Annotated in this window: 8 protein-coding genes; 4 read left to right on the top strand and 4 right to left on the bottom strand. The window is 58.0% G+C overall.

Features of this window, described 5'->3' with window-relative positions:
• Window positions 1-46: 46 nt before the first annotated feature.
• A complete protein-coding gene (gene uvrA, locus PMX21_RS07040) occupies window positions 47-2,926 on the bottom strand; it encodes an excinuclease ABC subunit UvrA (protein ID WP_271758873.1) in 2,880 nt (959 codons plus the stop codon).
• A gap of 193 nt (window positions 2,927-3,119) precedes the next feature.
• Between uvrA and PMX21_RS07035 the strand changes: the two genes are divergently transcribed.
• From PMX21_RS07035 to PMX21_RS07020, 4 genes are all read left to right on the top strand, one after another.
• Window positions 3,120-5,273 carry an LTA synthase family protein gene (locus tag PMX21_RS07035; RefSeq protein WP_271758871.1) on the top strand — a complete coding sequence of 718 codons (2,154 nt, stop codon included), beginning with the start codon at window positions 3,120-3,122 and terminating at the stop codon, window positions 5,271-5,273.
• Between the two features lie 145 nt (window positions 5,274-5,418).
• On the top strand, window positions 5,419-6,249 hold the full coding sequence (locus PMX21_RS07030) for an Mrp/NBP35 family ATP-binding protein (RefSeq protein ID WP_055310500.1): 831 nt from the start codon (window positions 5,419-5,421) through the stop codon (window positions 6,247-6,249).
• Window positions 6,250-7,521 (top strand): NAD(P)/FAD-dependent oxidoreductase, encoded by a 1,272-nt coding sequence (locus PMX21_RS07025; protein WP_271758869.1) that lies wholly within the window; start codon window positions 6,250-6,252, stop codon window positions 7,519-7,521.
• Between the two features lie 80 nt (window positions 7,522-7,601).
• Entirely contained in the window at window positions 7,602-9,242 is a 1,641-nt protein-coding gene (locus PMX21_RS07020; protein WP_271758867.1) for an NAD(P)/FAD-dependent oxidoreductase, read from the top strand.
• 65 nt (window positions 9,243-9,307) lie between these two features.
• Here PMX21_RS07020 and uvrB read toward each other — a convergent pair whose 3' ends face one another.
• From uvrB to coaE, 3 genes are read right to left on the bottom strand one after another with little or no spacing between them, the layout of a single operon-like run.
• Window positions 9,308-11,548, bottom strand: a complete 2,241-nt coding sequence (gene uvrB, locus PMX21_RS07015) for an excinuclease ABC subunit UvrB (protein ID WP_035138903.1) — start codon at window positions 11,546-11,548, stop codon at window positions 9,308-9,310.
• A 51-nt stretch (window positions 11,549-11,599) separates the two neighbouring features.
• On the bottom strand, window positions 11,600-12,181 hold the full coding sequence (locus tag PMX21_RS07010) for a lytic transglycosylase domain-containing protein (RefSeq protein WP_055286971.1): 582 nt from the start codon (window positions 12,179-12,181) through the stop codon (window positions 11,600-11,602).
• Window positions 12,174-12,815 (bottom strand): dephospho-CoA kinase, encoded by a 642-nt coding sequence (gene coaE / locus PMX21_RS07005; RefSeq protein WP_055286973.1) that lies wholly within the window; start codon window positions 12,813-12,815, stop codon window positions 12,174-12,176. The genes PMX21_RS07010 and coaE overlap by 8 nt, the downstream gene beginning before the upstream one ends.
• Window positions 12,816-13,064 lie beyond the last annotated feature (249 nt).

The raw sequence follows: 13,064 nt of genomic DNA, 5'->3' as shown, positions 1-13,064 counted from the left end.
ATCGAATCACAAGGAGTCGATGGCGCCCATAAACTGAATCGCCTATTTATTGAGCATCAAGTTGAGCCTGACGCTCCCGGTCGCGCCTGAGCAACGGCGCCAAAAACTTGCCCGTATAACTCTGCGGACAGTCCGCAACCTGCTCCGGTGTGCCCGAAACCACAACGGTTCCGCCGCCGTTACCGCCCTCGGGACCCATATCGATCAGGCGGTCGGCAACCTTGATGACATCAAGGTTGTGTTCAATCACCAGCACCGTGTTGCCCGCATCGACCAAGCGCTGCAGCACATCGAGCAGCTGGCGGACGTCCTCAAAATGAAGGCCGGTCGTCGGCTCGTCCAAAATATAGAACGTCTTGCCCGTCTGGCGTCGATGAAGCTCCTTGGCGAGTTTCACACGCTGCGCCTCGCCGCCCGAAAGCGTCGTGGCGGGCTGGCCCAGGCTCACGTAGCCCAAGCCTACATCGTACAGCGTCTGAAGTTTGCGCTTAATCTGCGGGATATTCCCAAAGAAGGCCAGTGCCTCGGCCACGCTCATGTCAAGTACGTCCGAGATGGTCTTGCCACGGTAAGTGACCTCGAGTGTCTCGCGGTTGTAGCGTTTACCGCCGCAAACATCGCAGGGAACGTAGATATCGGGAAGGAAGTGCATCTCGATCTTGATCTGTCCGTCGCCCTTGCACGCCTCACAGCGCCCGCCACTCACATTAAAGGAGAAACGACCCGGCGAGTAGCCGCGCGCCTTCGACTCCGGCGTACTCGCAAACAGCGCGCGAAGATCATCCCACAGGCCGATATAGGTAGCAGGGTTGGAACGCGGCGTGCGGCCAATCGGCGACTGGTCGATATCGATAACCTTATCGATGCACTCGATGCCCTCGATTTTCTTATATGGACCCACAGGGCGCGTCGAACGGTGAATGGCATTCGTAAGGGCAGGCGCAATGGTATCGGTAACCAGGGAGCTCTTGCCCGATCCCGACACGCCGGTAACAACCGTAAGCGTACCAAACTCGATCTTGGCAGTAACGTTTTTGAGGTTGTTGGCTCGAGCGCCCGTAATTTTAAGGCAGCCGCGACCGGGCTTGCGCCGTTCATCAGGCACCCGGATCATTCGTTTGCCGGTCAGATAAGCGCCCGTCATCGACTCAGGACACGCCATGATATCGGCAGGCGTTCCCGCCGCGACTACGTGTCCGCCGTTGACGCCGGCGCCGGGCCCCATGTCGATCACGTAATCGGCGGCACGGATTGTATCCTCGTCGTGTTCGACGACGATAACGGTATTGCCGATATCGCGCAGGCGCTCGAGCGTCTTGATCAGGCGCTCGTTGTCACGCTGATGAAGACCGATCGAGGGCTCATCCAGAATATAGAGCACGCCCATGAGACCCGCGCCGATCTGCGTTGCCAAGCGAATACGCTGTGCCTCGCCACCGGAAAGCGTCGCCGAGGCACGATCGAGCGTCAGATAGTCGAGTCCAACATCGACCAGAAAACGCAAGCGCTCCAGAATTTCCTTGACGATACGACCGCCGATAAACTGTTGGCGCTCGGTGAGTTCCAGGCCCTCAAAAAACTCGAGCGATTCACGGCACGACAGGCAACAAACCTCGTAAATGGACTTGCCGCCCACGGTGACGGCGAGCATCTCAGGGCGCAAACGAGCGCCGTGGCAGCTCGAGCACGGCTCCTCGCGAATGTACTTCTCCAGGCGCGCCTTGGTGTTCTCGTTCGTCGTCTCGGTATAGCGTTCGTACAGGATGTTGCGAACGCCCGAAAACTTGGTATCCCACTGGCTGCGACGTCCGTCGAGCTTTTGGTAGTCGACCGAGATCTTCGTATCGCCCAGGCCATCCAAGAATGCACGACGCACGCGAGGGGGCAAGTCCTCCCACGGCGTATCGGTGCTCACCTTAAAGTGTTTGCAGACCGCAGCAAAAATCTGCGGATAGTAGTTCGAGTTGCCAAACAGGCTACCAAAGACTCCGTCGGCAATGGACTTCGAGGGGTCCTCGATCAACGCCTCGGCATCAACGGTTTTCTTAAAGCCCAGGCCGTCGCACTCAGGACATGCGCCATAGGGAGCGTTGAACGAAAAATCACGCGGCTGAAGATCGTCAATGGAGTGACCATGCTCCGGGCACGCCAAGGCCAACGAATACTCCAGCAGCTCGCCCTCGGTCCCCTCGGGAGCATCACGATCGGGCAGCATGTACACGTTTACATTGCCGTGAGCCAGCGCGGTCGCCTGCTCAACAGACTCGGCGATACGGCCCAGAGAGTTCTCACGGATCACGATGCGATCGACTACGACCTCGATATCGTGCTTGAACTTCTTGTCCAGATCGATCGGATCGTCGAGCGAGCGCACTTCACCGTCGACACGCACGCGGCTAAAGCCCTCGGCGCGAAGGTCCTCAAACAGTTTGGTGTACTCGCCTTTTCGCCCGCGCACCACCGGTGCCAGCACAAACGCGCGGCGGCCCTCCCCCGCCGCCAAGACCTTGTCGGCAACCTGGTCGGTCGTCTGACGCTCAATGACGCGGCCGCATTCGGGACAGTGCGGGGTGCCCACACGGGCGAACAGCAGGCGCAGATAGTCATAAATCTCGGTTACGGTGCCAACCGTCGAGCGAGGGTTTTTAGACGTCGTCTTTTGGTCGATCGACACCGCCGGCGAAAGGCCGTCGATTGAATCCAAGTCGGGTTTGTCCATCTGGCCCAAGAACTGGCGCGCATAGCTCGAAAGGCTCTCGACGTATCGACGCTGGCCCTCGGCATAGATAGTGTCAAATGCCAGCGAACTCTTGCCCGAGCCAGAAAGACCGGTAATGACCACGAGTTGGTCACGCGGAATGGAAACATCGATATCACGGAGGTTGTGCTCACGAGCGCCGCGAATAACGATAGAAGAATCAGACATGGAAGCTCCTTGCCTCCTATTGCATCGAATCATACTGTCGATGAGTTTAGCGCACTCGACGCGCACAGATGTTCGTAATACAAGATTCGCAGACCTTTAGCTTTGCGTATCGGGTGCTTTGTTTCTCGAAATGCCGTGGAAAGGTTACAGTAATCTACTACTGAACTTAATTTGCTGTAACAGAGGAACGTCCATGACCGAAGATATCCGCCTTGAAATCACTTCGAGCGACATGGCCAATCTGCCCATATTCATCGCCGTCCTTATCGTGGCCACCGTCGTCGTGCGCGTGTATTTTTCAATCAAACACAATGAAAAGCCGCCCATTGCCCGCGTCTTTTGGTGCGCGACGCTCCTCATCCCGCTCGGCATGGTAGCTGCATGGATTACGAATCAATTGCTCGTAAATGAGGACAATTCCCTATGGGTCCTTTCTTATTCGGCGCTCGGTGCTACCGCCGTCATACTTCTTGTCGAGCCCTTGGTTTCGGGACTTATCGACCAAACCGATCTTGCGACGGGAACGGTTGCCTGTATTTGCCGTGACATCCTTGTCATCGCCGCTGTTTCAGCGCTCTCGTTCGTTTCGCTCGAAATTGCCTGCAACGAAACGTTCTATCGCATTCCCGCCAACTCATTCGGGTTTTCCGTCGGGCTGCTCGCGACGGTTCTGCTCTCCCTTTATTTGCTGGGACAGCGTCATGGAGGCGTCATGGCCCTCGTGCCCGTCGCCTGTTGCATCCTTGGCATTGCCGAGCACTTCGTCATAACGTTTAAAGGCGAAGCCATCCTGCCAAGCGATATCTTGGCCCTTGGCACCGCAATGGAAGTGAGCGAGGGATACGAGTTTACCTTTACCGCCGGAATCGTAACCTCTCTCGCCCTGCTGGAGATTTCCCTGGGGCTTCTTTCGCTTATCCGACCGCGAAAGCTCCGTACGCCCACCCATGTCTTCCCCGCAATCGCCGCTAACCTCTGCGCTTTTCTGCTAGTGACCGTTGTGGGGCTCTCAGGCTTTTCCAGCATCGACTTGGAGCAGGCGCTGGATTTTGGATTTGACCGTTGGCAGCCCATCACCACATATACGTCTCAGGGTTTTATCACTTCGTTCACCGAAATGGTCAACGAGTTGCCCATTGAGAAGCCCGAAGGCTATACGCCCGATGAGGCGCAGAGCATCGAGCAGGAGCTCGCCGCCGCCTACGACAGCACGTATGGCTCGAGCGAGCAGCGCGCGGCTGCCGTTGCCCAGTTCAATGAAATCAAGCCGACGATTGTTGCCGTCATGAACGAGAGTTTTAGCGACCTTTCGTGCTTTGAGCAGCTCCAGGCGGCCGGGTACACCGGCCCCGCATTCTACAACTCGCTTCCCGACACACTTGTTCGCGGCACCATGCTCGCTTCGGTCACCGGTGGCGGAACGGCAAACTCCGAATTCGAATTTTTGACCGGAGCGACAACGGCCTTTGTCGGATTAGGCAAGATCCCCTATCAGCTGTATCAGATGAATGGCGTCAACAGCCTGGCAAAGGACCTTAAAGAGCTTGGGTATACCGCTACCGCTATGCACCCGCAAAACCCCGTCAACTACCATCGAGATAAGATCTATCAGCAGCTGGGCTTTGGAGACTTTCTTTCAATCGGCGATTTCGAAGGTGTGCCCTGTTACCATGCCGGCGTATGCGACCACGCCACCTACGACAAGATACTCGACCTGCTTAGAACCGACGAAGCGCCGCAGTTCATCTTTGACGTCACGATGCAAAATCACGGCGGCTACGACTATGGCACCGTTCCCGCCGAAGAGCTGACAAACTATTGGGTCGAGGGAGCCAGCGAGGGCGCCAATAGCGCGCTCAACACCTATCTCACCTGCATCAACGCATCCGACCGGGACCTCGAGTACTTTATCAACGAGCTCCGCAATATCGGCAGACCGGTTGTTCTTGTCTTTTTTGGCGACCATCAGCCGAGCGCCGCAACGACTCTCAACGACGAGCTGTACCCTCAGGAAGATACGGCAAGCCACGCTTTCCGTGTCTATCAGTCAACCTATTTCGTCTGGGCTAACTATGAAATCGCCGGCAATACCGAGCTCAACGTCTACGACACCGTCGGGGCAAACGAGATTGCAGCCATTACCCTTAATAAGATCGGCGCCCCGCTCACCGACTATCAAAAGGCCCTGCTTGCAACAAGGTCAGATGTGCCCACCATCAATGTCGCCGGCTATCTCGGTGCCGACGGGCTGCGCTACAACTTGGAATCTGAAGACAGCCCATACACCTCGACGATCGACAAGCTGCAGCGCATGCAATACCTCGAGTTCGCCAGCAAAGTTCAGTAAGCCCGCCCATTCGCTTGGGCCCATCGTATTGCAAGCACGCTCGGCCCAAATGCATCGCAAATGACTCCCGCTCGCAAACGAGGGTACAATGACGCTCGTGTCACATCACGGGGCTCCGGCCCCAACATATACAAAGGAGTCATACATGGGTTGCGAGCACGCACAGGCCGCCGGCGGACAAACGTCGCCGTCGCAATTTGAGGAGAACACGCTGTCCGAGGTCAAACGCGTCATCGCCGTGCTTTCCGGCAAGGGCGGTGTCGGCAAGTCGTTTGTCACCGGTGCCATCGCCACCGAGCTTGCCCGTCACGGCCACAAGGTCGGCGTCCTCGATGCCGACATCACCGGTCCCTCTATCCCCAAGATGTTCGGCATGAGCGGACGCCACGTCCATGCCCTTGGCAACCTCATGCTGCCCGAAATCTCCGAGCACGGCGTCAAGGTCATGAGCTCCAACCTGCTGCTCCAAAACGAGACCGACCCCGTCCTTTGGCGCGGTCCGGTCATCGCAGGCGCCATTAGGCAGTTCTGGAGCGAGACCTCGTGGGGCCCCATCGACTACCTGCTGGTCGACATGCCTCCGGGAACAGGCGACGTCGCGCTCACCGTCTTCCAGTCGCTGCCCGTCGACGGCATCGTCATCGTCACGAGCCCGCAGGACCTGGTCTCGATGATCGTCGCCAAGGCGGTCAACATGGCCGAGAAGATGAACGTCCCCATTCTGGGCATCGTCGAGAACATGAGCTATATCGAGTGCCCCGACTGCGGCAAGAAGATCGAGGTCTTTGGCAAAAGCAAGCTCCCCGAGGTCGCAGAGCGCTATAACCTCGACATCTTGGGCACGCTTCCCATCAATCCGTCACTCGCCGAGGCCTGCGATAAGGGCGAGGTCGAGACCGCGCTGCCCGATGGCATGTTGCCCAAGGCAGTCTCTGCCGTCGAGGCCATTACCCCGCACGAGACCGACGAGGCCTAAGTGAACACGAGCGCCTTCTATGACGTCCTGGTAATCGGCGGCGGGGCTTCAGGCCTCGCCGCCGCCATTACGGCCGCACGTGCTGGCAAAAGCGTCTGCATCGTTGAGCGCGATGTCGCCTGCGGCCTTAAGCTCCTTGCGACCGGTAACGGCCGCTGCAACCTCTCCAACGAATCGATTGATCCTCAGCGGTATAACCACCCCGCATTCGTCGAATCCGTCATGGGCCCCCAGCCCGAACAAGAGCTTATGGGTTTCTTCTCCTCGCTGGGCATCATGACAACCTCCGAGGAAGGCCGGCTGTACCCGCGCTCCCTTCGCGCCGAATCGGTGCGCGACGCGCTTCTCAACGTTTGCAACCGCCTAGGTATCACCTTAATCTGCGGAACCAACGTTGCCTCGGCGCACAAAGTTTCCGAAGGCTGGGCACTCCAAATAGACCGTCCAGCGCGGGCGCTCAAGGCAAAAAAGCACGACGACCGAAAATCGGAGCTCCGCTCGCTTCGGAAAACGCTCGCCGATGTCCCTCGCAAGAACGAGGCCCTGCAGGCACATGCCGTAATTATCGCCACGGGCGGCAACCCCACAGGTATCGCCGATACGTTTAGCCTCCCCCTCACTTCGCTGCGCCCCATCCTCTGCCCCGTATCGGCAACGGTCGTTGGCGATCGGGCGGCACTCAAGACGTTGGATGGCCTGCGCGTCCGCGCCCGCTTGACGCTCACCCGTAACCATAGTGAGCTCTGGCACGAAGACGGTGAAGTCCTGTTTCGAACCTTCGGTATCTCGGGCGTCGCTGTCTTCAACCTCTCCCGTCGTATCCAGCGCGGCGATACGATCCTGCTCGACGTTTTCCCCGACCTCTCTAAAGACGAGTTGCTCGATATGCTTAACCGGCGCGTTAAGCTGCTCGGCGGCTTTTCGCCCCGCGATCCCCGTTGGCTCGACGGCATGCTCGCCCCGCAACTCTCCCGCGTCGTCTGCACAGCGTTCGAGCAGTGCCATCCAGGCTCCAACGATGTCATCCACCTGGTCTCGATCCTCAAGCATTTTAAGTTGCTCGTCGAAGGAACCGCCGAGGAGCGCTCGGCGCAGGTCACGCGTGGTGGCGTATCTGTCGAGAGCATCTCAACACCCAGTCTACGCGCGCGCAGCGTTGTCGACACCCCGCTTTACGTCTGCGGCGAAGCGCTCGACATCGACGCCGATTGCGGAGGCTTTAACCTTGCGTGGGCATGGCTCTCGGGCATTCGCGCTGCAAGCAGCCTGTAGCCGCGCAGTCTATAATCAAAAACGCATTCGGGCCGTCTGGGATACCGGACGGCCTCTTTCTTGCCTCTAAGGAGACCTCGATGATTGAAATCACCCAAGTCAACGCGTCGCTCGATGAAGCCGGCGATGAAAATGCCTGCCTCATTGTTGGCAAGCGAGTCGCCAAGCGCGTCCTACGTTGCAAAGACTCCGAGATCAAGTCCATCGAGCTCCACCGCAAGTCAATCGACGCTCGCAAAAAACGAGACGTCCATTTTATCCTGAGCTTTCGTGTTGAGCTGACCAGTCCCCACCTCGAGCGAGAAGCGGCCGACAGCGTTTCCGAGCGTGACCGCTCGCGCGTACGCGCGATAGAAGACGATGGGTCTTCATTCCCCTCCCCCGTTTCCGGCGCACCCAAAGAGCGCCCCGTCGTCGTCGGCGCCGGATGCGCCGGCCTTTTCGCTGCGCTTACGCTCGCCGAAGCAGGTCTTAAGCCCTTGCTCATCGAGCGCGGCGACCCGGCATTTCGCCGCTCGCATGCGATCGACCTCTTTCTAAAGGAGCGCATCCTCGACCCCGAGAGTAATATCCAGTTTGGTCTGGGCGGCGCGGGGACCTTCTCGGACGGCAAGCTCAATACAGGAACAAAAAATCCCGCCCATCGCCTTATCCTCGAAACCTTCGTCGAGGCTGGTGCGCCCCGCGATATTCTGTGGGATGCCAAGCCGCACATTGGCTCCGACATCCTTCCCACGGTTGTCACCGCTATATCCCAGCGCATCGAGCAGCTCGGAGGTGTCGTCCGTTATCGAACAAAGCTCGTCGACATCCACATCGACGCGCCTGGCGCCATTACCGGTATTGATGTCCAATCGTCCCAAGACGCCGCTTGCGAGCCAATCGAGACAAAGCACCTCATCCTCGCCTGCGGGCATTCTGCTCGCGATATTTTTGAGCTCCTTAAGGACCACAACGTGGCCCTCGCACAAAAGACCTTTGCCATGGGCGTTCGCATCGAGCATCCGCAGCGCGACATCGACCGAGCCCAATATGGAGCCTCGGCGGGACATCCAGCGCTCGGGGCGGCCCCTTACAAACTTGTTGCCCATCTTCCCAACGGCCGCAGCGTGTTCTCGTTTTGCATGTGCCCCGGCGGACAGGTTGTCGCCGCCTCTTCCGAGCAGGGCCACCTGTGCGTCAACGGCGCTAGCCTCAATGCCCGCGACGGACGCAACGCAAATGCCGCCCTGCTCGTTAACGTCACGCCTGAGGACCTTCCCAACGATGACCCGCTCGCCGGCATCGAGCTCCAGCGTGCCTGCGAGGCGGCCGCCTATCGCCTGGGCGGTTCCAACTGGAACGCACCGGCACAACTCGTCGGAGATTTCCTCGCAGGACGCGCCAGCAAGGCGCCCGGAAAGGTAAAGCCCACCTATCCGCTCGGTGTGACCTGGACGGCAATTGACGAAGCCCTGCCGCAGCATATCGTCGAGTCGCTCCGCTTGGGACTTCCCCTACTCGGAAAAAAGCTACGAGGCTACGACCGTCCCGATGCCGTTCTTACCGGCGTGGAGACTCGTTCGAGCTCACCGGTCACTGTCACCCGAGACCGAACGTGCCATGCCGTGTCGACCCCGGGCCTCTACCCTTGTGGTGAGGGAGCTGGATATGCCGGCGGCATCATGAGCGCGGCCACCGACGGCATCCGTTGTGCCGAAGCCCTGATCGCGGACCTCTAACGCACGAATTCCAGCGCGCAAAAGACACAGGCCCCGAGCTCCACAGGGAACTCGGGGCCTGTTCGCTATTTCTTAAACCGTGCACCCTGGCGTTTTCTGCCCGATGCGAACGTGGAACCCTTGCGGGCCTGCGAGCGTAAGCGCTCGATCGTCTCGTCCTCAGACGCACCCTCGAGCATCGCCCGAATCTGAACGACGGCATCGCGCAGGCGCGCCGCCTCCTCAAAGTCCATAGCGGCAGAAGCGTTACGCATATCCTCTTCCATGGTTTCGACGATCCGCACAAGCTCGTCATGCGGCAGTTCTTCCAACTGCTCCGCAAGTGTCTGCTCGGGCGCCACCGTTTCCGGCACACCGCCCTCGCCCGACTCATCGGGCGTATAGAATGCGCCATGGCCAAGAGAGTCGCCCTTCGAGCGTCCCTTGGAGCCCACAGTTTTTTCGGCCTCGGCAATAAAACTTGAGATGTCGTTGATGGCCTTGCGCACTGTCTTGGGCACAATGCCATGTTCTTCGTTATATGCCATCTGAATCTCGCGACGGCGCTGCGTCTCCTCGATGGCCTCTTTCATCGAATCGGTCACAACGTCTGCATACATGATGACTTCACCATCGGCGTTACGGGCCGCACGGCCAATCGTCTGAATCAGCGAACGGCGGTTGCGCAAGAAGCCTTCCTTATCGGCATCGAGAATTGCCACCAGTGAGACCTCGGGGAGATCCAAGCCCTCGCGAAGCAGGTTGATGCCAACGAGAACATCGATCTTGCCCTCGCGCAGCGTTCGCAGGATCTCGACACGGTCCATTGTCGCCGTATCAGAGTGCATGTAATTGACCTTAATGCCTGCGTCGAGCAGATGGTCGGTCAGGTCCTCGGCCATGCGCTTGGTCAACGTGGTCACCAGCACGCGCTCCTTGCGGGCAACGCGCTCGCGAATCTCGTCCTCAAGATCGTCAATCTGGCCGCGAACTGGACGCACGTCAATCTTGGGGTCGAGCAGACCGGTCGGACGAATAATCTGCTCAACGTCGTTCTGGCTCACCCGCAGCTCGTAATCGCCCGGCGTGGCCGAAACATAGATAAACTGGGGTATCCTTGCCTCAAACTCATCGAAACGAAGCGGGCGGTTATCGAGCGCCGAGGGCAGGCGAAAACCGTGTTCCACCAGCGTCACCTTACGCGAGCGGTCACCTTCGTGCATGCCGCGAATCTGCGGCACCGTCACATGGCTCTCATCGATGATGCAGAGCATATCCTTGGGAAAGTAATCGATTAGGGTAAACGGCGGCTCACCCGGCTTGCGACCGTCCAGATGACGCGAGTAGTTCTCGATGCCGTTGCAAAAGCCCATCGTCTCGAGCATCTCAAGATCATAATCGGTGCGCTGCTGCAGACGCTGCGCCTCGAGCAACTTGTCGGTCGCCTTGAGCTCCGCCACGCGCTTCTCGCACTCTTCGCTGATCGATTTCAGAGCCGCCTTGACCTTCGGCTTCTCGGTCACGTAGTGCGATGCCGGCCATACGGGGATGGCCTCGTACTCACGAAGCATCTCACCGGTGACCTCATCGATCTCGGCAATCAGCTCGACCTCGTCGCCAAAGAACTCAAACCGCAACGGATGCTCGGCATAAGGCGGATACACGTCGACAACATCGCCGCGCACGCGGAACGTGCCGCGTGCCAGGTCATAGTCATTGCGATCATATTGAATGTCGATAAGTGCATGGATAAAGTCATCGCGCTCGAGCGGCACCTTCTTGTCGACGTTTGGAGCCAGACCCGCATAGTCCTCAGGAGAGCCAATGCCATAGATACACGAGACCGATGCGACAACGATCACATCGCGTCGAGAGAGCAGCGATGCGGTCGCCTGATGTCGCAGCATCTCAACCTCTTCGTTAATCGAGGAGTCTTTCTCGATATATGTATCGCTTTGCGGCACATACGCCTCGGGCTGATAGTAGTCGTAATACGAGACAAAGTAGACCACAGCGTTATTGGGAAAGAACTCTTTGAGCTCGCTCGCAAGCTGAGCAGCGAGCGTTTTATTCGGAGCCATGACCAGCGTCGGCTTTCCCAGGGCCTCAATAGTCTTTGCCATCGTGAAGGTCTTGCCCGAACCAGTCACGCCCAGCAAAACCTGATAGCGGTCTCCGTCCCTCACGCCCTGCACAAGCGACTCAATGGCTTTAGGCTGGGAACCGGCAGGCTCATAGGGAGAAACGACCTTAAACGGCACGTCAGAGCCTTCAACGCCAAAGCGCTTAAGTTCACCACCAACGCGTTCTACTTCAAATTCCGCCATGGATACTCCTAACTCATATATCTGCAGTATACGCAGGCGGCAGGCATAGTCCTATACGAACCGATCGGGATAGAGGGTCTTGTAGCGAGCCCAGGCATTATTGACACGAATCAGATACGCCTGCGTCTCGGGAAAGGTAATTGCATTATGAAGCGACGTACCCTGCTGCGCCCATCCGTCGACATTGCCCATGCCGGCGTTATAGGCGGCGATGGCACTATCCGTCGACCCGTTGAAATAGGCGAGAAGATACGAGAGGTATGCGCAGCCAAACTCGATATTCGTAGCCGGATCGTTAAGATTGTCGGCCGAATACTCCCCTCCGTCGACAAGGCCCTTGGCAATCATATCCTGGGCAGTCTCGGGCATCAGCTGCATCAATCCCTGAGCACCCTGATTCGACTCGGCCTCGGGATCCCAATTCGATTCCGACTTAATGACAGCGCACACCAGATACGGATCCAGATTATGCGAAATACTGGATTGCTTTACATACGCCTCGTAGTCAATCGGATACAGCGGCTTAAAGAAAGCGGCAGGGGCACACGAGTAGACGAGCGAAATAAGGCCGAAGACGAACACAACGGCAAGTGGCGCCACGCGATACCACGTAAAGAAACGTGCCTTAGGCATCGGCCTCCTCCTTATCCGGAGTATCTATAAACCCGTGGCATGCAAGCCATGAGTCAAGCTGCTCAAAGAGCGAATTATCGCCTGCGGCATTATCAATCACCGTTGTAGCGAGATTGCACAGCGCAGACTCATCGGGCTGGCAAGCAGAACGAGCATCGAAATCGGATGGCTCCATGCCACGTTGAATAGCGCGCTCGCGACGAACTGACAAAGGGGCGCTGATGACCAGAATTTCATCAGCCAAGCCAAATGCATCCTCAAAACCAGTCGGAGCAGAAACCTCGACCACCGCAAAGGGATAACGGGGAGATGAAACCGTACAACAAACCGGATCGAGAATCCTAAGCGAAAGCTGTTCAATCAGAACGGGATGCACGATGCCATTGAGCCGTGCGACCGAATCAGGAGAAGCGAAAGCTCGAGAAGCGAGGATGCTGCGGCGAATGCCGCCTTCCTCATCCAAAATGTCCCAACCGAATTCATCCGCGAGAGTATTGACGATATCAGAGCCCGGCACATACAGAGATTTTGCAAGCTCATCCAGATCGATAAGCATAGCGCCACGAGATTCGAAATAGCGGCAGGCCGTCGACTTACCCGAAGCAATATTGCCCAAGACAAATACGGTAAACATCAAGCCCTCCCTAACGCCAATGCGAGTAATTATCGCTCAAATACACTAGAAGGACTCAAAATACAGCCAAAGAGTAAGAGCGCATACGGGGGAGGTAGGTCCCAAAGCACAACGCGTATACAACGCAAAAAAGGGGGAGGCCGCGAGGCCTCCCCCTTCTCCATCTCGGATGACGGCTCGGTGCCGTCCACCGGTCAGCGGCGCCCTGGCCTCCCACGGGCTGACCCCGCAGTACTCTCGGCGCGATGG

Source organism: Collinsella aerofaciens (genome assembly GCF_028209885.1).
Classification (GTDB): Bacteria; Actinomycetota; Coriobacteriia; order Coriobacteriales; family Coriobacteriaceae; genus Collinsella; species Collinsella aerofaciens_BA.
The sequence above is the reverse complement of the archived record's forward strand: the minus strand, read 5'-3'. Positions and strand labels throughout refer to the sequence as shown.

Bases quoted from the DNA above. Each gene is read 5' to 3' on its own strand.
- uvrA (WP_271758873.1), bottom strand. From the start codon at position 2,926: ATGTCTGATTCTTCTATCGTTATTCGCGGCGCTCGTGAGCACAACCTC.
- PMX21_RS07035 (WP_271758871.1), top strand. From the start codon at position 3,120: ATGACCGAAGATATCCGCCTTGAAATCACTTCGAGCGACATGGCCAAT.
- PMX21_RS07030 (WP_055310500.1), top strand. From the start codon at position 5,419: ATGGGTTGCGAGCACGCACAGGCCGCCGGCGGACAAACGTCGCCGTCG.
- PMX21_RS07020 (WP_271758867.1), top strand. From the start codon at position 7,602: ATGATTGAAATCACCCAAGTCAACGCGTCGCTCGATGAAGCCGGCGAT.
- uvrB (WP_035138903.1), bottom strand. From the start codon at position 11,548: ATGGCGGAATTTGAAGTAGAACGCGTTGGTGGTGAACTTAAGCGCTTT.
- PMX21_RS07010 (WP_055286971.1), bottom strand. From the start codon at position 12,181: ATGCCTAAGGCACGTTTCTTTACGTGGTATCGCGTGGCGCCACTTGCC.
- coaE (WP_055286973.1), bottom strand. From the start codon at position 12,815: ATGTTTACCGTATTTGTCTTGGGCAATATTGCTTCGGGTAAGTCGACG.